This window comes from Acinetobacter sp. MF4640 (assembly GCF_002018895.1).
Taxonomy (GTDB): Bacteria; Pseudomonadota; Gammaproteobacteria; order Pseudomonadales; family Moraxellaceae; genus Acinetobacter; species Acinetobacter johnsonii.
Window position 1 is genome coordinate 1 of record NZ_MVOM01000004.1, and the last position, 19,442, is coordinate 19,442.

The following is a 19,442-nucleotide window of genomic DNA, read 5'->3' on the forward strand; positions in this document are numbered from 1 at the left end:
TCTTGACTATTTTGTATTGCTCGACGCACTGCCTGTGTCGTTGTGGCGCTGCTGTGTAGAACTTGTCCCATAGTGCTTCCTTCCATTTATCTGAGAATATTGCACCATTAAAATCTGGGACTAAACACCTAATTAAAGTGGATTTTCCTGCACCAGATAAGCCCACCAAAGCCGTGATTTTGTTGGGTCGAATTTCCATGTTGATTTGCTTTAATGCGTGATGACCATTGGGGTAGAAAAAATCGACATTCTTTAGGCTGAATTTTCCTTGAATTGTGGGTTTGAGCGCACCACTTTGCTCGATTTCGTCATCGGCTTCTAAAATCTTAAAAAAGCTTTCCGCATAAATCATTGCATCATTCACTTCATCATAAATACGGTGCAACGAGCGAATCGGTGCGGAGACATTATTAAACAGCAAAATATGAAACATGATCATACCGATGCTCATTTGCCCATCGAGCACAAAGTACGCCGTGAGGATGATGATCAACACAATCCCGATTTGTTCAATAAAGGTCTTTAAGCCATCAAATAAAAAGCTGAGCTGACGCGTTTGCATTTGGTTATCGGTCAGTGCTTTTTGCAGTTTCAGTTGTTTAGTCGACTCAATGGACTCTCGGTTAAAGGACTTAATCACGCTAATCGACTGGATAATACTGAGAATGCCTTGGCTCTTTTTTTCACGGCCATCACGAAGGTTGCGCCGCCATCCCCCCAATTTCTTTGCTTGTTGAAAGGTCAGCCAAAAGTAAATTGGGATAATGCTGGTCGCGACTAAACCGACATAGACATTGGCATAGTACATCAACCCCAGTGCCACAATGGCACTGCTAAAAAGTGGCAAAATATCGATAAAAAAGATTTGTACCAGACGGGTGAGTGAGCCAATACCACGGTCAATCCGTGTTTGTAGTTTACCTGCTTGGTTCTGATCGGCATTAAAAAAGGCCAAACGGTAGCTGAGAAATTTTTCGATAATACTTTGCGCCAAGTCTTGAGATACTAGTATGCGGAGCTTTTCTCCATAAAACTTTTGACCAAACTGCACCAAGGCACTGATGATTTCTTTACTGAGTAAAATCACAGAAATGGTAATCAAAATGTGTAGGCCTTCGGTCAGTCCTTGGCCTTGTTCGACCAGACGGTTGATACTGTCGACGGCATATTGCAAAGTCAGAGCATTGACCTGAGCAGTGAAGGAACCAATCAGCGTCAGGATCAAGGTCGCAATCACCAATATCCGATAGGGACGGACAAAGGGGCGAAGCTTTTGAAACAACTGCCAAAGGTTCATACATGCTTCTTTTTATTGTGAAAGTTCACATGAGTGTATGCATAAGGATGCTAGGCGACAAGCTGTGACTTTGTTTTGATTTGTGTCGTTCTGAATTCAGTTAAACTGTTTGCAGAGGAGGAAAAGTCATGACCTTAGATCTGTTTAGTCCTGAACCGCAAGCAAACTTGCTGCCATTCGATGGGCAGGTGCAGGACTTGGGCTTGATTTTAACTGCGGAGCAAAGTGCGAAATATTTGGATTATTTTTTAGCACATTTGGCATGGCAACCTGACGAAGTCGTACTGTATGGCAAACGTTATGTCACGGAACGAAAAGTGGTGTGGTATGGCGATGCCGAGTACCAATATCACTATTCGGGTAGCGCTAAGCAAGCACTGTTATGGCATCCCGCTTTGTTTCGTTTAAAACAACATATTGAGCAATTGGTGGGACATCCATTTAACTCATGCCTAGCCAATTTATATGAAAATGGCAGCCAAGCCGTGGGCTGGCATAGTGATGATGAGCCTTCACTACGTTCGCCGCAGCAAGAAAATGTGGTGATTGCCTCACTCAGTTTTGGTGCAACCCGTAAGTTTTGCTTTAAGCACAAGTTTAAACAGGAAAAAATCGAGCTGATGTTGCACAGCGGGCAATTGATCGTGATGCGTGGACAGACCCAGCGCTACTGGAAACATGCTTTGATGAAATCCAGCAAAATCACTGAGCCGCGTCTGAATTTAACCTTTCGCTATTTCTATCCAGCGCCTCAAAGCTAAGTTGAGTTAAGCCTCAATATTATGCAATAGATGGCATTTCTGTTCGATCTGTAAGGCGCTATGTCTTAATATTTCGACCATTTTTTTTAGATCGACAAATTCAAACCGGTTTTTCGAAGCCAATAAGGTCAGTGCCAACGGTGTATCTTTGGGTGAAAATTTGACAGGTACAGACAGACTGGCAAGGTTGGGATCAAACTCGCCATTTGAAAAATAGTAGCCCTGTTTCTTAATGGCTTTCATTTTCTGTAAAAATTCATCTTGGCTCGCGGCAAAATTGACCTCGGCCAGCTGAGCCGAAAATTTTTGATAATATTCAATAATTTTAGCTTTGCTGAGCTGTGAAATCACCACTTTAGGCGATGAACCCAAATACACGGGACGTGGGCAACCACGCCCATAAGAAAATAACTCAAGGTCTTTAAAGACTTCACCATATAGGTCAATACAGTGTTCTGCATTGAGCTGGGTGAGGATACAGCAAAACTCCGTTCGCTCAACGATGTCTTGCATAAAAGGAATGCTGATTTGTAAGAGCGGGTCTGTCGTTCGAGAGATATAGTCCAACACAGCAATTTGAGAGCCTAAAGTATAGTCGCCGCTGGTTCCGCTTAAGCGCTGTAAAAGTCCTGCGGATACCAATTCCTTTAAATAACGATAACTGGTGGGCTGTGATAGCCCCAGTTCGGCACTGATGATATCGACATTGATAATCGGGCGTGACACAGAAAAGAGGTCTAAGACAGTGAGAATTTTACCGAAACTTGAAAGTGCCATAAGAACCTACTTAGTCAAAATAAATGCCATTTGAACGACAGTTACTATATAACAAAAACCCTAGACTCGACATGGCTTTCGTTCTGGACGCATGGCATTCGGGGACTTTTATCAGCATTTACAACGCAATAAAAAGGGTGAAATATGATCTTAAAAATATGTGAATTATCATATTGAGATATTTTAATTGACAAAAATTCATATTTTTGGAAAAATTATCATTATAAATGTCTTTTAATGAATAATGCTTTTGTTATTTGTTGAGCTATTTTCTTTCCTTTCAACATGGCGCTGTCTTTGACCATGTCTGTAAAAGACTTCATTGATTGAATTATTTTTTCATCCGTCTTCGCATGAGGTGAGGACGAAGTGATGCTGTTTGTCTGAGCAATGCTGTGTTGAAGAGTTGTTTAAATGTTGTCATTCAGCGCATTTAGAGATGAATTTATGTTCCTCACCAAACAGTTACTCGCATTCCGTCCAAATAAATTGGACTGGATTTTTGCGACGAAAACCTTTTTGGCAGGCATGCTTTCACTTTATGTCGCATTTTCTTTAGATTTGGCTTATCCCATTTGGGCGATTGGAACGGTCTTCGTCATCGCAAACCCATATGCGGGTATGACCTCCTCAAAAAGTCTTTATCGGGTGTTGGGAACATTGTTGGGAGCAATCGTTTCGATTGCAGCCACGCCAAACCTGATCAACGCTCCAGAATTGTTCACATTATTTTTAGCCACATGGGTCGGGTTTTGTCTATATTTTTCATTGTTGGATCGGACGCCGCGTAGCTATATTTTTATGTTGGCGGGTTATACCACGGTCATTATTTGCTACAACATTGTCTATAACATTGAAACCACTTCCATGTTTGATATGGCAATTGGTCGCTGTATTGAAATCACGGTGGGAGTACTGTGTAGTACAGTGGTGAATGCTGTACTGTTTCCCATGCATATTGGTCCCGTAGTCAAAACCCGTGTTTCACAGACTTTTCAAGACACCCGAGCGGTTTTTGATCAGATTCTGACAGATGATGTTAAGGCCATTAATTACAGCACTACGCTTAGTCATATCACGCGGGATATTGCCGATATTCATGTGATGGCCGTGCACTTGAGCTATGAAAAATCGACCTTGCAGGGCATGACCAAACCGCTCCAAGAAATGCTGCATCAACTCAGTATGTTGGTGACAAACTTGGTGGCCATGGCCGAGCGAATTCAGCAGTTAGATCACATTGACTCACGCTACCGTCCAGCTTTAGAAAAGGCGCACGCACAGATTGTAAAATTTTTACAAAGTGATCAGGTCATTTTAGAGCAGGACTTAAACCAGCTACCTGAGCAGTTTGAGTCGAGTTTTCAAGCCGTGTTTGATAGTGCCTTGCCACAGCAGCAAGTCATGTTGGCCAGTTTAAAAATGGATGTGCGTCATTTCACCCAAAATATACGTGCTATTAAGTTGATTTGGCAGCGTATCCAACAGGGGGATGACAACTTACCCGCAATCGTGACCCCGATTAGTACAAACTATCCCAACTTACATCGAGATCATGGCGTAGCCGTGCGTGGCGGCATTTCAGCTTTTATTGTGGTGCTTGTGGCGACTGGCTTTTGGATTGTCAGTGGTTGGAAAGCGGGTTTTATGATGGCAGAGATGGCCGCTATTTGTGCCTGTATTCTGACCAGCATGGACAATCCTGTTCCTGCCTTAAAAATCTTTATCCGTGCCAGTCTATATGCGGCGATTATTGTCTTTATTTATGCTTATGGCATCTTTCCGCACATTAGTGCTTTTTGGATGTTGGCTGTGGTGCTGGCCCCTTTTTGTATGTACTGTCTGATGCTGTTTTTACATCCACCACTCACAGGTTTAGCGCTACCTTTGATAATGGGTGTGGTCATGGGCTTAAACCTGCAAAACCGTTATCACCTTGATCAAGTGATGTTTTTTGATGCATCGATTGGGACGGTGCTTGGCCCCATCATTTCTGTCTATGTGATTCACTTGGTGCGTGCGATGTCGCCGGATATTACTGCCAAGCGAATCTTGTCTTTACATTATAAAGCGATACGACAAGCGCTTTACTTGCCTTATGGGGTGGAATTTAGAGTGCATTTGCGCAGTATGTTGGATCGGATAGGCGTACTGAATACCAAGTTAGTACAGTCCGATCGCTTGAAGCAAAAAATCAATTTGGCCCTGATTGAATCCAGTGCAGTGATTGATTTAACTCGGGTGCAAGAACTGATTGAAAAAATGCCTATGCAGGCCTCTATCACGCTGCATCTACAAGAACTACAAAGCCAAATGGATGCTTATTTTCACGCTAAAGAATTAGACCATAGCGACCTACAGGTCAGACAACACATTTTGGACAAAATTCAGATCATTCAGGCCGAGCTTATACAGCTGCAAGACCTAAGCATTGCTCGGCGTTTGCAAGTTTCACTGAATAATATTCAAAGCAGTCTCTGTCATGCGACATGGGACGAAATGTCTCAAGTCCGTTTGCTGGGAGCATAACGATGGGTGAACTTAATATCTATGGTGTGTATGTGCCAGTTTTGGTCATTCAGGCGGTATTGGCCTACATCGTATTACGGTTACTCATGCGGGTGACCGATCCTTGGGTCGACAAAGGCTGGATTTTTTTACCCAGTATTTTTTATTTATGCCTCTACATTACTGTGCTTGGCGTAGTCCATTGGGGTTTTATCGTGAGCTTTGCCTAAGCGCACATCTGATTGAAATGAATGAGGTAAAAGAAATGGCATCCTTTGATTGGCGTAAACTGAGCCGTCCCATCACTTTAGTGCTGATTGCGGGTATCGCGATCGCGGTACTCGTGCATCTTTGGCATTATTATAATGCTGAACCGTGGACACGTGATGGGCGGGTTCGTGGCGATGTGATTCAAGTGTCTTCCGATGTATCAGGCTTAGTCACGGAAGTTTTAGTGCACGATAATCAAAGCGTCAAACAAGGGCAGGTGCTGTTTAAAATTGATGTGGCGCGTCAGGCGCTTGATGTGGAACAAGCCAAATCAGACTTGGCTAAAGCTAAAGCCAGTTTGGCTGCTGCCGAAGCGGAGCTATTTCAAAGCAAAGCCAATTTGACCAAATCACAAGCCAATAGTCACTTGGCCGATAAAAATGCAGAACGCTATGCCAATTTGATGGATGGTGCTATATCAAAGCAAGAACAAGATCAGATGTTTGCCGTACGAGATCAATCACATGCCGAACATGAACAAATGCAAGCGGCGATTCAGCAGGCCAAAGCCAATATTGCGCAGCAACAGGCGTTAATCGATGTAGCCACCAGTAATTTACATTTGGCTGAATTAAACTTGAACCGTTCCGAAGTCCTAGCACCAGCCGATGGCACACTGTCTAATTTTGAGATGAAAGCAGGGAATTATGTCAAAGTGGGACAAGCGGTAGCGGCATTATTAGATCGCTCGCAGCTTTATGTGGTCGGTTATTTTGAAGAAACTAAGTTAAATAAAATTTATCTCGGTGCACCTGCGACTGTACAGTTGATGGGCGACTCAAACATCTTAAAAGGACATGTGCAGGGGATTGCTTCAGGTATTGAAGATCGTGAACGAACTACAAGTACAGGTTTGTTGGCCAATGTAAATCCAACCTTTAGTTGGGTACGTTTAGCGCAGCGCGTTCCTGTGAAAATTGCACTGGATGATATTCCGAAAAATGAATTGGCCTTTGTCGCGGGGCGAACCGTAACGGTACATATTACCGAGTCACAGCACTAAATTGACCTCTGTTCAGTTCAAAAAAAAGCATCCAATGAGGATGCTTTTTTTTGAACGCTATTTGATGTGTTGAGATCCGACTCCAGTCATAAAAACCATGTCATCTGTTTTAAGAAAGGCTTACTTAAGGTGTTAGACCTTCAGGATTGCGATACCAACTTTCAATAAATAATGTTGCGGCAAGACTATCAGCAGAAACTTTTTTGCCTCGGCCTTGCGCATGGTAATGGCTCAGCTCATCACGGGCTGCACGAGTACTTAAGCGTTCATCCACCATCCATGTTTCAATATTGGTTTGATGACGTAAACGACGTGCGAACTTACGTGCTCGAGCAGATAATTCCGACTCGCTATCATCCATATTCAGCGGTAAACCAACTAAAAATACATTGGGTTGATATTGCTTAATAATTTTATGCAGTTCATCCCAATTGGGGATGCCATCTTTCATCGGAAACAAAGCCAAAGGCGTTGCACTTTCAATCAGTGCTTGACCGACTGCCATGCCCATTTTTTGTGTACCAAAATCAAATGCCATAATCATTTGGGGTGTGTTTAAATCAGGCATGTCCAATCTCAGAAGACAACCAGGTTCGGTCCAGCCCGAGCTTTTTATAGGCTGCGTCCCAACGGTCGTCATAAGGAATATTAAAAATCAAATCCATATCAGCATCGCAGACTAACCAATCACCGCGAGACAGCTCATCTTCCAATTGGTTTTTGGTCCAACTGGTATAACCCAAAGCAATTTGATAGCGACCCACACCTTCATTATGCGCAATCGCATCTAAAATATCTTTAGACGTGGTGATACAGATATTTTCGCCGACTGCAATGGAAGAGTGCCATGTCGGCTGGCCCGTATGTAAGACAAAGCCAGCTTCTGGACGCAAAGGCCCACCTTGGAGAACATCGTGTGGTCGGACGTGATCGGCTTCAATTTCAAGATCATTGAGCAGTTCTTTGACTGAAAGTCCTGAAGGGCGGTTGATGATGATGCCTTGAGCACCTTCCTCATCGTGTCGGGCCAAATAAATCACGGTATGGGCAAAGACTTCATCTGCCATATCGGGTGGGGCAATGAGACAGCGATGCGTCAGATATTGTTTGCTCACCTAAAGGCTTCTCCTTGAAATTAAAATGCTTCTAGTCAAATGTTGTTATCTACCACGTTACTAGACTAATGCACTTTCTCCAAATCTTTTTTTGTGATCCAGTCTACATAAATTAGGCGGATTGAAACTTCAACTGACGTAATTGCTTGGCATGTTGTAGTGTAGTGTCATTGATTTCAACGCCGCCTGTCATGCGTGCGAGCTCATCGATACGCTCATCTTCTTCTAAGTTTAAAATGGTGCTACTGGCAGGGTCGGTCTGACGTTTTTTCACCAACAAGTGCTGGTCGGACTGTGCTGCAACTTGAGCTTGGTGGGTAATACACAGAATTTGCACATGCGAACCCAAGTCGGCCAAGAGACGACCAACAATTTCGGCTGTGCCACCACTAATACCGACGTCAATTTCATCGAAGACTAAAACTTCAGCTTCAGTTTTTTCAGCATTCATCACTTGCATCACCAACGCGATACGTGACAACTCACCCCCTGAGGCAACTTTGGCCAAAGGTTGCGGTGGGATGCCTTTGTTGGCGGTGAATAGCAATTGGATAAAACTTAGGCCTTCACTAGAAACCTGCTCCATTGGTTCAAACTTAAACTCAAAGTGCGCTTCAGGCAGAGCCAATTGTTTGACCTGTTCGGTTAAATGTTTTGCCAAGGGTGCGGCTGCATCGCGACGAATTTGATCGAGATGCTGGGCTTTATTTAACAGGTCCTGATGCGAGACTTCAACTTGCTCAGCAAGTGTTTCTGGATCTTCTAATAAATGGAGTTGTGCCAGTTCAGATTGCCATAGTTCATGTTCTTGTTTTAAGTGTTCTGGCTGCGTGCGGTACTTACGCGCAAAACGGTGGAACATTTCAAGCTGGGTGTTCAACTCTTCCATGCGTTCTGGGTCATAACTTTGACGGTCAATAAACTGACGGAGATTGGCCGTGGCATCGTCAAGCTCACTTTGTGCATTCAGCAAAGACGTATGAATCTCAGCCAATTGTTCACTGCGTCCTGCATGTGACTCTAAGCGGCGAATAATACTGGAAATTTCTTGATTAATATTTTGTTCAGCATCATCTAAGGCCGTAACGGCATAACTACAGTCCTGCATGATATTTTCATGATGCGACAAGCGGTCGAACTCTTGTTCAATCTCTTTATAGTCGATTTGTACCACATCTTCGAGTTCTTCTAATTGTAAACCCAAGGTATCCATACGCTGTTTACGCGTGGCTTGAGCATCCAATGCTGCTTGGTGCTGACGAATGTCTTTTTGCCATGTGCTATAGGCTTCACGCACAGCTTGCGCTTCTGGGTAGAAGTTATGATAGAGGTCTAACCAGCGTCTTGGATAAGGCGGCTCTAATAGCTGTTGTTGACTGTGTTGACTATACAGCTGTACCAGCAAACGCCCGATTTCTTTCAATTCAGCTAAGCTGCTCGGACGACCATTAATCCATGCTTTACTGCGGCCAGTGGCAAAAATAACCCGTCTTAAATGAATTTCGCCTGACTCATCATCTAACTCATGTGCCTTTAACCATAGGGCTTCAGGGCTATGCTCTTGATAGCTGAAAATAGCCGTGACATCAGCTTTGTCTGAACCGAAGCGGACATAGTTGGTGTCGGTACGTTCTCCCAGACAGGCGGACAGTGCATCTAGCAATAATGATTTGCCTGCACCTGTTTCCCCAGTCAGGACATTAAAACCTTGATCGATATCAAGTGCTAAGTGATCGGCTAAAGCAAAATTAATTAAAGTTAAATGTGTCAGCATAAACGCATCCGAGCTGCGAAAAGTTTTAGTTTAAGATAGTGAAGTTTTATTCAGCCGACAAGACGGCAACGCTATTCGTTTTGTGCAAAGTCGGCTTATTTTAACGTGAATCTGAAAGTCGACCTAGCAGATTTTTTAAATCCGACTGTTATAGCAAACACAGCACAAATTTGTGGGTATGCGGTGTATACAGAAAGAGCACGACTCAGGGAACCGACGCACGGGCAAAAAACAAGCCAAAATGGGCTAGAAATTGAGGCAATTGTACGATGGTCGGACTTTAACAAAATATTGATTGAATGGAATAAAACATGGATTGATTAGTTAATCGCACATCTTTAAACTAGCACATCAATATGATTATAAATGCGCATTATCTGGAGTGTATGCATGTCAACTCAGTTCGATCATGTCTCTGTCATTAAAAAATCCAATGTTTATTTTGGCGGGTTATGCATTAGCCATACTGTACAGTTTGAAGATGGTACCAAAAAAACTTTAGGTGTCATTCTACCGACAGAGCAAGCATTGACGTTCGAAACACATGTGCCAGAGCGTATGGAAATTATTTCAGGCGAATGTCGTGTGCAGATTGCAGACAGCGAAGAGAGCGAATTGTTCCGCGCAGGTCAGTCTTTTTATGTGCCTGGCAATAGTCGTTTTAAAATTGAAACTGACGACGTATTGGACTACGTGTGCCATCTAGAAGGTTAAGCTTTCAACTGACACTCGCCAAGTAATTTCAAGCGAAATCGGTTAAACTATCTGTTGCACAGCAATCCTGTAAAGTCAGCTTTACAGGATTTTTATTTTTGGCACATCGTGTCGATGGTCATTTATCTTTTAGAGGTCCTACATGGCTAAACCTGAATATTTCTATGGCGTTCATTCGGTGGAGTCATTGTTGGAACTTGAACCTGAACGTGTACTGACACTTTTTACCTTAAAAGGGCGTGATGACCAGCGTTTAAAGCGTGTGCTTGAGTTGGCTGAACCGTTTGGTATTAGCGTACAACAAACCGGTCGTGATCGATTAGAAAAAATGGCGGGCTTGCCATTTCACCAAGGGGTTGTGGCTGCGGTCCGTCCTAATCCAGTTTTCAATGAAAAAGATTTAGAAGCCTTACTGAAACAATCGCCAAATTGTTTATTGCTGGGTTTAGACCAAGTCACCGATCCGCATAACCTCGGCGCATGTATCCGTACCGCGGCTGCAATGGGCGTTGAGGCCGTGATTGTGCCTCGTGATCGTTCTGCAAGTTTGACCCCGACCGCGCGCAAAGTTGCGGCAGGTGGTGCTGAAAAAGTCAAATTTATCCAAGTGACCAATTTGGCTCGGACTTTAGCGCAAATTAAAGATGAGTTTAATGTGCGTGTGGTCGGTACCATGTTGGATGAAAAAGCCTTGCCGCTACAACAGTTCGATTTTACTGGAACGGCTGTATGTGTGGTGATGGGTGCTGAAGATACTGGTCTGCGTCCAATTACCCAGTCTCAATGCGATCAAACGGTTTATATTCCGATGGCGGGCAATCTACAAAGTTTGAATGTCAGTGTAGCAACGGGTATGGCTTTGTATGAAGCATGCCGTCAACGTAATGTCTAAGTTTTTTAATTTCTGATTCAATGTAAGCCCAATGATGACCTCTCAAAAACAAGGCTATGTCTTTATTGCCATCACCATGTGTATTTGGGGGGGATTTACCTTAACAGCTCGGCTCAGTGCCAATTGGGGCATTGGTGCGTGGGATATTACCGCCTTACGCTTTCTGTTGGCGTTTTGCATCTTAATGCCAATCTTGATCTATAAAAAAGATACCGCCTTTTTGTGGAAGAAAGAGCCTTTTATTTTGGCGATGATTGGAGGGGTGTGTTACTGCATCACCGCTTATAGTGCTTTTCATTATGTGCCTGCGGCGCATGCTGCGATCTTTCTCAATGGCTGCATTCCACTTTGTACAGCTGTCGCGGGTTATCTTTTATTTCGACAACCATTTGACCGGCATACTTGGCTTAGCCTCAGTATTATGTTGCTCGCACTGACGGCCATGAGTGGGTTGATGTATCAAGAAACAGGTGTTGCTTTTAGTTTAGGTGATGGCTTGTTTTTCCTCAGTGCTGTGCTGTGGGGAACATTTACCGTTTTATTGAGACAATGGAGACTGTCGGCATGGCACTCCATGGCAGGTGTTGCGATTTGGGCTGCGATTATTTTTGTGCCGATTTATGTTTTATTCCTCCCCAAAACCCTAGCGCATGTGCAACCTGTGCAATTGATTGCTCAGGTGGTATTTCATGGTGTGTTTGTGGTCATCGTGGCGACCCTCACTTATGTGGAAGCCATTAAGCGTTTGGGGGCATTTAAAACAGGCAGTATTGTGACTTTGGCACCTTTTATTGCTGCGATTATTGCGGTTCCTTTGCTCAATGAGCCTTTGAGTGTTGCGATTTTATGTGGTCTTGTAGGAATGGGGATCGGGGCCTTGCAGCCATGGCGTTGGATACGGCAGGACAGTTTGAAAGCCCAACTCGCACAACAAAAAAAGCAGTCATAATCGACTGCTTTTTTTAGACTTCTGAATGGGCCAAATACTTTAAATGCAACGGTCTGAGCTGTGCGTATAAGTGTTCCAAGTGTCCATCATTTACCACAATATCATCAGCTAACGCTTGTTTTTGTTCACGGGACATTTGCGTTTCAATGATGGTTTGAATTTGCTCAATGGTTTGATGGTCGCGCTGCGAAGCACGGAGAATTTGGATATCAGTTGAAGCATCGATCAGAAGCGTATGCTGCGTCAGCTCATGCTGATTGGTTTCAAAAAGTAGCGGTGAAACCAAAATCGCATAAGGGCTGGTCGCAGCTTGTAATTGTTGCATGATGGACTGACGAATTGCAGGGTGGGTGATCTTTTCCAATTGCTTACGGGCAGACGGGTCCTGAAAAATGTGTTCACGTAAAGCGCGTCGATTCAGTTCGCCATTGTCCATTAAGGCCCACTCGCCGAAGCTGCTTCGAATTTGCTGAAGTGCAGGCTGACCTATAGCAACAATTTCTCGAGCAACGACATCGGCATCGACCACTTGTATGCCTTGTTGTTCAAACCAGTGGCTTGCGGCAGATTTTCCACTGCCAATCCCGCCTGTCAGACCTAAAATAAATGACATATTATTTTAATTGCTTAAATATATTTTCATAATTTGCTCACCCCACAAAAAGGCAATCCATCCTGCGATGGCAATATATGGGCCAAAAGCAAAAGGCTGATTTTCTTTACGCACTTTGAGCAGGATGATACCGATAATGGCGCCTACGAAAGAAGAAAGTAGCACAATCAGTGGCAGCAGCAAAGGACCCATCCATGCGCCTAAAGCAGCAAGTAACTTAAAGTCACCATAACCCATACCTTCCTTGCCTGTGATGAGCTTAAACAGATAGTAGACAATCCATAAGCATAAGAAACCAATGATGTAACCCCAAATGGCCACTGTCGGTGTGGTGTAAATCGCATAACTATTGACCCCTAAACCCAGAGCTGCAAGGGTGAGGGTATAGCGATCAGGTAAAAGTTGAGTGTCAAAATCAATAAAAGTTAAGGCGATTAAAATGTAAGTGAGTACGAGACCGAACAGCATTTGGATTGTTGGGCCAAATACTGCAACCACGACCAAAGCACAAATGGCGGTCAGGAGTTCAATCGCAGGGTAGCGAATGCTGATCGGGTTATGGCAAGTGCCACACTTTCCTCGTAGCAGGAACCAACTCATCACAGGGATATTTTGATACCAGTGTATGGCACTTTTACATTTTGGACAGGTTGAGGCAGGCTTACTCAATGTGAGCTTCGTTTCATCAATAATTGGCTGCTCAGGATGAAGCAGAAGTTGGCAATCGGTACGCCATTCTTGTTCCATCATTTTTGGAGTGCGATAGATCACCACATTCAGAAAACTACCGATGCACAAACTAAAAACTCCAACGGCGAAATACAGCGCCATTGGAGTATTGATCAGATAGGAAATTATTTCTTGCATTAAACCACAGAACCCATTTGGAAGATTGGTAGATACATGGCAATCACTAGGCCACCCACAAGTACACCTAAGACCGCCATGATGAGAGGCTCCATCATTGCAGTTAAGCCATCCACCGCATTATCGACTTCGTTTTCATAGTGAGTGGCAACTTTATCCAGCATGGCATCGAGCGCACCAGATTCTTCACCAATCGCTACCATTTGTACTGCCATTGATGGGAATTTATTGGTGGCACGCATCGCGAATTGAAGTTGTTGCCCTGTTGCGACATCTTCACGGATCTTCATCACAGCTTCTTCATAGACTACGTTATTGGTTGCACCCGCGGTAGATTCGAGGGCATCAATTAAGGGTACACCCGCAGCAAAGGTGGTAGACAGGGTGCGGCTATAGCGCGCGATAATTGCTTTATAGACTAAATCACCAAAAATCGGGGCTTTCAGTGCAGCTTTATCCAACATGTCACGAAACTTTTTACTACGCTTTTTGGTTTCGAGTAAAGCGGTAATCACAACACCAACGACAATAATCAAAATGAACCAGTATTTCTGCATCCATTCAGACATATTTACCACCATTTTAGTGAATGCAGGTAAATCCGCACCAAAGGAGCTGAATAAATCTTGGAACACAGGGACAACTTTGACCATCAAAATAATGGTCACGATCACCGCAACCACAACCACGGTTGCTGGGTACTTCATGGCTTTTTTAATTTTTTGCTTTAACAATTCACTTTTTTCTTTATAGACCGCGACACGGTCCAGCATGGTCTCAAGCGCACCTGATTGTTCGCCTGATTCAACTAATGAACAGAATAAGTTGTCGAAATATTGCGGATATTTTTTGAGTGCTCCCGCAAAGGTATTACCGCCTTCAACTTCACCTTTAATGCCGAGGACAACTTCACGCATAGATGGGTTTTCTAGGCCTTCAGCCACAATTTCAAAACCTTGAACCAGTGGTACACCCGCTTTCATCATGGTTGCGAGCTGTCGGGTGAAAATCGTGATGTCCAGTGTCGTCACTTTTTTCTTCATTATTCCTTCAAGAATATTCTTTTTCTTTTCTCGAATACTCTTGATAGTAATCCCTTGTTTGCGCAAAGTAACTTTGGCGAGGGCGAGATTACGTGCAGGCAATTCCCCTTTAATTTTTGCCCCTTTGCGATCAATCCCTTCATAATTGAAGGTTGGCATCATCTGTGCTTTTTTGACAGCCATGCATTTATCCTTATTCTTTCAATATTTCAACTATTCACTGGTTACACGATTCATTTCTTGTAAGGAAGTGACCCCCTGCATAACCTTGAGTAAACCTGAGCGACGTAAATTGTTAAATCCTAATTTTGCAGATGCTTCCGCAATCTGCAAGGCATTGCCATCTTCCATAATAATTTTTGAAATTTCTGGCGTGACTTTCATGACTTCATAAATACCAACACGTCCTTTATAGCCTTCACGGCACTCAGCACATCCCCCTGGTTGATAAATTTTGAAGTTTGGGTCTTTGATATCTGTTGAAGTGAAACCCATTTCGAGCAAACTTTGTTCGGGAATGTCGGCAGCGACTTTGCATTGGCTACATAAACGGCGTGCCAAACGTTGCGCAATCACCAAATTGACCGATGTTGCAATGTTAAAAGACTGAACCCCCATATTACGGAGGCGTGTCAGGGTTTCAGGTGCGCTATTGGTGTGGAGAGTCGACATGACCATGTGACCTGTCTGTGCGGCTTTAATTGCAATTTCAGCCGTTTCTAGGTCACGGATCTCACCCACCATCACAATATCTGGATCTTGACGTAAGAAGGACTTTAGTGCTGCAGAAAAGGTCAGTCCAACTTTATTGTTCACGTTGACTTGATTAACCCCTTCTAAGTTAATCTCAACGGGATCTTCCGCAGTTGAGATATTGGTGTCTTCTTTATTTAGAATATTCAAACCTGTATACAGCGACACCGTTTTCCCTGAACCCGTCGGGCCAGTAATTAGCAGCATACCTTGTGGTTTGTCTAAAGCCTGCATAAACAGCTCTTTTTGCTCTGGTTCATAACCTAAAGCATCAATCCCCAGCATAGCACTAGATGGGTCGAGAATACGCAAAACCAGTTTTTCACCAAATAAGGTTGGAAGTGAGTTGACACGAAAGTCAATGGCTTTACTTTTCGATAGCTTTAATTTAATCCGGCCATCTTGCGGGACGCGCTTTTCAGAAATGTCCATTTGTGACATGACTTTCAAACGAGAGGCAAGACGAGTTGCCAGTTGAAGTGGTGGACTGGCAATATGACGCAGAACACCATCTACACGATAACGAACACGATACGATTTTTCATAAGGTTCAAAGTGTAAGTCTGAGGCGCCCATACGAATCGCATCGATCAGTAATTTATTGATGTATTTAACGATCGGTGCTTCATCCCCTTGAGGTGAGTCATCATCGTCATCATTTGAGTTTTGAGGGTCTTGTTCTAAGTCTAAATCTAGATCAATATCTTCATCTTCGAACTCAAAGTTATCTGCTTTAGTAAAGTGTTGCTCAATCAATTTCTCAAGCTGAGGATGTTCAACAATGATTGCTTCGACGTTCATTTTAGAATTGAAGCGAATCGCGTCCATCGCATCCATATTGGTTGGATTGCTGGTGGCGATATAAAGGATATTGCCACGACGGTAAATCGGCAACACACGATGCTTGGTGATGAGTTTGTCTTCGACCAGATCCCGTAGAACTTGTGCAGAATCATAGACACTTAAGTCAAAAACGGGCTCGCCAAACTCTAAAGAAATCGTTTCAGCGATCATTTGTGGGGAGAGTTTATGATTTTCAATCAGATAAGGAACGATGTCTTGCTGAGCTTTTTTTGCAGAGAGCATTGCCTGCTGCATATTTTCAGCAGTCATGCGTCCGTCTTCGACTAAGCGTCGAATGAAGCCTGTGAACTTAGGCAAACCATTTGATACTGACATTCCCCAGATCCTTAACTTCTCAATTGTTTATAATTGGTATCGTAAAATTATACTTTTGTTGCACAAAAATACCATATCTGAAAGTGTTGTCACTACCTTAATATCGCTTAAAAGCATGAACTGGTCGTGATAGCAGGCGATTTTTTTACAAAAAGATGTCTTTATTTTCATTCGTATTATTTTGATTGCCGAAGAAATTCTAGAAGAAAACTATCTTTGAAAAATAAATACCGTGTAGAATGAGGCCGTTTTAATGAACTGTTTTGAATAGGGTGCTGTATGTCGGGTTCGACGATTAAGCCATGGGTTGTCGGCAATTGGAAGATGAACCCAATGCAGGCAGATGCCAAGCAATTGCTTCAAGAATTTAAACAGCTCTTGCAAGAGAATGAAATAGCAGAAGAAAAATGTAATATTGGGCTTGCGCCTGTGACGCTGGCTTTGACGTCAACGCAGGCTGAATTGGCGAATGCTACACGTTCAGTTTTTACTGTAGCGCAAGACGTATCGCGTTTTGGCAACATGGGTGCATATACCGGTGAAGTGAGCGCAGAGCTGCTTAAAGATAGTCAAATCGAATATGTTTTAATTGGTCACTCAGAACGTCGTGAATATTTTGCTGAAAGTGCAGCAATTTTAAATGCGAAAGCCCAAAATGCCTTAAATGCAGGTTTAAAAGTCATTTACTGTGTCGGTGAAAGCTTAGAACAGCGTGAATCGGGTCAGGCAGAAGTAGTGGTTTTACAACAAATTTGCGATTTAGCCAGTGTGGTAACGGCAGAGCAGTGGCCTCATATTGTGATTGCCTACGAGCCGATTTGGGCCATTGGTACAGGAAAAACTGCTTCACCAGAAGACGCGCAAACCATGCATGCTAAAATCCGTGAAGGCCTCACGCAAATTACCAGTCATGGCGCGAACATGGCCATTTTATATGGTGGTAGTGTAAAAGCTGAAAATGCAGTAGAGTTAGCGGCCTGTCCAGATATCAATGGTGCACTCGTCGGTGGGGCATCTTTAAATGCAACGTCGTTTTATAAAATTGTCGAAGCATTTGCAAATACAAAATAATTAGGAGTTCAGCATGCAAACTTTTGTGCTGGTAGTACATATTATCTTAGCTGTGTTGATGATCGTGCTGATTTTGGTTCAGCATGGTAAAGGTGCAGATGCTGGTGCTTCTTTTGGTGGTGGCGGTGCTGCAACTGTATTTGGTGCATCAGGTTCAGGTAATTTCTTGACCCGATTGACTGCGGTTTTGACGGCCTTGTTTTTTATCACCAGTTTGTCACTTGCTGTGTTTGCCAAAAAGCAAACCACAGATGCCTATAGCTTAAAGTCAGTGCAAACGACAAGTTCTGCACCTGCACAATCGAATGAAACTTCGCCAGCTGCACCTAAAACAAGCGAATAATTGGAATTAGTCCTTTCTTTTTTGTGACGATGCTACTAGAATGCGTCACAGCTGCGGTGGTGGTGGAATTGGTAGACACGCTACCTTGAGGTGGTAGTGCTTTCGGGCGTGGGGGTTCAAGTCCCCCCTTCCGCACCAACTTATGAATCCAGAAGATTAAGTTGGTGTATGCAGCAAATTCTGTTGATGCGGGATGGAGCAGTCTGGTAGCTCGTCGGGCTCATAACCCGAAGGTCGTTGGTTCAAATCCAGCTCCCGCTACCAATCAATCTTATTTTAGAAGCAAACTAAAGTGAGTAACTTAAGAGATTAAGTTAAGAATATTTTTGCATTTTGTTGCGGGATGGAGCAGTCTGGTAGCTCGTCGGGCTCATAACCCGAAGGTCGTTGGTTCAAATCCAGCTCCCGCTACCAATCTTATTTTAGATGCAAACTAAAATAAGCAGTTTAAGTTATTAAGCTGAAAAAAATTGCATTTTGTTGCGGGATGGAGCAGTCTGGTAGCTCGTCGGGCTCATAACCCGAAGGTCGTTGGTTCAAATCCAGCTCCCGCTACCAATTTGATTTAGGTGCAACTAAATCAGAGCAAGTACGAAGTATTTAGATTGAAAAATAGTTCATATTTGTATATAATTTTTGCACGTTGATGCGGGATGGAGCAGTCTGGTAGCTCGTCGGGCTCATAACCCGAAGGTCGTTGGTTCAAATCCAGCTCCCGCTACCAAGTTTCTAAAAAGAGGCTCACAACAAGGTGGGCCTTTTTGCACAGTGGATATTAATTTTCTGTGCAATAATTGGGGCGATTACGCCCTTTTTTATTGGCTATCGTGTAGTGTCGATGTGAGCCGGATACGGTGAAAGTCAAAGTGTCATGTTCCACTACTACTATAGTTTGTATCGGCTTGTAGTGGTCTGTTTCGGCCATTGAATCGCACAAAAATGACGAGAGTAAATGAAGCTATCAAATAAAACTCAAGCACTCCAAGACTTAATTGCTCCTGCAGTGCAAGCCTGTGGTGTTGATCTTTGGGGAATTGAATTCCTTCCTCAAGGAAAACGTTCTTTATTGCGCATTTATATCGACAAAGCTGTCGACGAAAATGCAGAACCCATCATCAATGAAGATGGTGAAGAAGAGCAGGGCCGTGGCATCGGCGTACAAGACTGTGTACGCGTGACTCAGCAAGTCGGCGCAATGATGGATGTCCATGATCCAATTTCAGGTGAATATGCACTTGAAGTGTCATCTCCAGGTTGGGATCGTCCATTTTTCCAACTTGAACAATTACCTGCATATATTGGTCAACAGATCGCTTTCCGTTTGATCAGTGCGGTCGATAACCGTCGTAAATTCCAAGCTAAATTGGTTGCTGTGGATCTTGAAGCTGAAATGATTCAAGTCGAAGTGGAAAAGCAACAGGTGCTTGAAATCGATAGTAATAATATTGATAAAGCCAATTTGGTCTATCAAGATTAATTCATTTAATAAATAAGAATCTGAACGAATAGGTGG

Annotated in this window: 18 protein-coding genes, 5 tRNA genes and 1 pseudogene; 15 read left to right on the plus strand and 9 right to left on the minus strand. The window is 43.4% G+C overall.

The features are described 5' to 3' along the window. Positions 1-121: 121 nt before the first annotated feature. Positions 122-1,297, minus strand: a pseudogene (locus MF4640_RS01890) (ABC transporter transmembrane domain-containing protein); the annotation flags it as partial. A 128-nt stretch (positions 1,298-1,425) separates the two neighbouring features. Between MF4640_RS01890 and MF4640_RS01895 the strand changes: the two are divergent. After that, entirely contained in the window at positions 1,426-2,058 is a 633-nt protein-coding gene (locus MF4640_RS01895; RefSeq protein WP_078388520.1) for an alpha-ketoglutarate-dependent dioxygenase AlkB family protein, read from the plus strand. Between the two features lie 6 nt (positions 2,059-2,064). Here the strand turns inward: MF4640_RS01895 and MF4640_RS01900 are convergent, their stop codons facing one another. Further along, positions 2,065-2,835, minus strand: coding sequence for an IclR family transcriptional regulator (locus MF4640_RS01900; protein ID WP_004692725.1), 771 nt, complete (start codon positions 2,833-2,835; stop codon positions 2,065-2,067). A 447-nt stretch (positions 2,836-3,282) separates the two neighbouring features. Between MF4640_RS01900 and MF4640_RS01905 the strand changes: the two genes are divergently transcribed. The 3 genes from MF4640_RS01905 to MF4640_RS01915 are packed head-to-tail and all read left to right on the plus strand — an operon-like array spanning position 3,283 to position 6,616. After that, positions 3,283-5,364 (plus strand): FUSC family protein, encoded by a 2,082-nt coding sequence (locus MF4640_RS01905; RefSeq protein WP_078388521.1) that lies wholly within the window; start codon positions 3,283-3,285, stop codon positions 5,362-5,364. 2 nt (positions 5,365-5,366) lie between these two features. Next, the gene (locus tag MF4640_RS01910; protein ID WP_004692723.1) at positions 5,367-5,573 is read left to right on the plus strand and encodes a DUF1656 domain-containing protein; all 207 of its coding nucleotides are present in this window, start codon (positions 5,367-5,369) and stop codon (positions 5,571-5,573) included. Between the two features lie 35 nt (positions 5,574-5,608). Further along, entirely contained in the window at positions 5,609-6,616 is a 1,008-nt protein-coding gene (locus MF4640_RS01915) for an HlyD family secretion protein (RefSeq protein ID WP_010325761.1), read from the plus strand. Positions 6,617-6,740: 124 nt separating this feature from the next. Here MF4640_RS01915 and ruvX read toward each other — a convergent pair whose 3' ends face one another. The 3 genes from ruvX to recN all read right to left on the minus strand — a co-directional run bounded on the left by ruvX (position 6,741) and on the right by recN (position 9,505). Further along, positions 6,741-7,184, minus strand: a complete 444-nt coding sequence (gene ruvX, locus MF4640_RS01920) for a Holliday junction resolvase RuvX (protein WP_004978741.1) — start codon at positions 7,182-7,184, stop codon at positions 6,741-6,743. Continuing rightward, the gene (locus MF4640_RS01925; RefSeq protein ID WP_004692720.1) at positions 7,177-7,731 is read right to left on the minus strand and encodes a YqgE/AlgH family protein; all 555 of its coding nucleotides are present in this window, start codon (positions 7,729-7,731) and stop codon (positions 7,177-7,179) included. Before MF4640_RS01925 ends, ruvX begins: the two co-directional genes overlap by 8 nt. Before the next feature lie 112 nt (positions 7,732-7,843). After that, positions 7,844-9,505: a DNA repair protein RecN gene (gene recN, locus MF4640_RS01930; protein ID WP_078388522.1), complete on the minus strand. Its 1,662-nt coding sequence runs from the start codon at positions 9,503-9,505 to the stop codon at positions 7,844-7,846. A 390-nt stretch (positions 9,506-9,895) separates the two neighbouring features. Here recN and MF4640_RS01940 point away from each other — a divergent pair, with 390 nt between their 5' ends. The 3 genes from MF4640_RS01940 (at position 9,896) to MF4640_RS01950 (ending at position 12,060) form a co-directional block, all read left to right on the plus strand. Continuing rightward, positions 9,896-10,219: a pyrimidine/purine nucleoside phosphorylase gene (locus MF4640_RS01940; RefSeq protein ID WP_078388524.1), complete on the plus strand. Its 324-nt coding sequence runs from the start codon at positions 9,896-9,898 to the stop codon at positions 10,217-10,219. 142 nt (positions 10,220-10,361) lie between these two features. Then, positions 10,362-11,111: a 23S rRNA (guanosine(2251)-2'-O)-methyltransferase RlmB gene (gene rlmB, locus MF4640_RS01945; protein ID WP_004692717.1), complete on the plus strand. Its 750-nt coding sequence runs from the start codon at positions 10,362-10,364 to the stop codon at positions 11,109-11,111. Between the two features lie 31 nt (positions 11,112-11,142). Further along, on the plus strand, positions 11,143-12,060 hold the full coding sequence (locus MF4640_RS01950; RefSeq protein WP_171263837.1) for a DMT family transporter: 918 nt from the start codon (positions 11,143-11,145) through the stop codon (positions 12,058-12,060). A gap of 13 nt (positions 12,061-12,073) precedes the next feature. On the opposite strand, the gene coaE is transcribed toward MF4640_RS01950, so the two are convergent. The 4 genes from coaE to pilB are packed head-to-tail and all read right to left on the minus strand — an operon-like array spanning position 12,074 to position 16,515. Then, positions 12,074-12,673 (minus strand): dephospho-CoA kinase, encoded by a 600-nt coding sequence (coaE, locus tag MF4640_RS01955; protein ID WP_078388526.1) that lies wholly within the window; start codon positions 12,671-12,673, stop codon positions 12,074-12,076. Positions 12,674-12,679: 6 nt separating this feature from the next. Then, the gene (locus MF4640_RS01960; protein WP_078388527.1) at positions 12,680-13,540 is read right to left on the minus strand and encodes a prepilin peptidase; all 861 of its coding nucleotides are present in this window, start codon (positions 13,538-13,540) and stop codon (positions 12,680-12,682) included. Then, positions 13,540-14,766 (minus strand): type II secretion system F family protein, encoded by a 1,227-nt coding sequence (locus MF4640_RS01965; RefSeq protein ID WP_004692713.1) that lies wholly within the window; start codon positions 14,764-14,766, stop codon positions 13,540-13,542. Before MF4640_RS01965 ends, MF4640_RS01960 begins: the two co-directional genes overlap by 1 nt. Before the next feature lie 30 nt (positions 14,767-14,796). Then, positions 14,797-16,515 (minus strand): type IV-A pilus assembly ATPase PilB, encoded by a 1,719-nt coding sequence (pilB, locus tag MF4640_RS01970; RefSeq protein WP_078388528.1) that lies wholly within the window; start codon positions 16,513-16,515, stop codon positions 14,797-14,799. A gap of 279 nt (positions 16,516-16,794) precedes the next feature. On the opposite strand from pilB, the gene tpiA reads away from it, so the two are divergent. The 8 genes from tpiA to rimP all read left to right on the plus strand — a co-directional run bounded on the left by tpiA (position 16,795) and on the right by rimP (position 19,406). Then, positions 16,795-17,586, plus strand: coding sequence for a triose-phosphate isomerase (gene tpiA / locus MF4640_RS01975; protein WP_010325769.1), 792 nt, complete (start codon positions 16,795-16,797; stop codon positions 17,584-17,586). Positions 17,587-17,599: 13 nt separating this feature from the next. Further along, positions 17,600-17,929, plus strand: coding sequence for a preprotein translocase subunit SecG (secG, locus tag MF4640_RS01980; RefSeq protein WP_078388529.1), 330 nt, complete (start codon positions 17,600-17,602; stop codon positions 17,927-17,929). Positions 17,930-17,982: 53 nt separating this feature from the next. Beyond that, positions 17,983-18,067 (plus strand) — tRNA-Leu (locus tag MF4640_RS01985). A gap of 49 nt (positions 18,068-18,116) precedes the next feature. Next, positions 18,117-18,193: transfer RNA gene (locus MF4640_RS01990), tRNA-Met, on the plus strand. A gap of 73 nt (positions 18,194-18,266) precedes the next feature. Beyond that, positions 18,267-18,343: transfer RNA gene (locus MF4640_RS01995), tRNA-Met, on the plus strand. Positions 18,344-18,410: 67 nt separating this feature from the next. Next, positions 18,411-18,487, plus strand: a tRNA-Met gene (locus tag MF4640_RS02000). 89 nt (positions 18,488-18,576) lie between these two features. Continuing rightward, positions 18,577-18,653 (plus strand) — tRNA-Met (locus tag MF4640_RS02005). 228 nt (positions 18,654-18,881) lie between these two features. Then, positions 18,882-19,406, plus strand: coding sequence for a ribosome maturation factor RimP (rimP, locus tag MF4640_RS02010; RefSeq protein WP_004692708.1), 525 nt, complete (start codon positions 18,882-18,884; stop codon positions 19,404-19,406). The last annotated feature ends 36 nt before the right edge of the window (positions 19,407-19,442 follow it).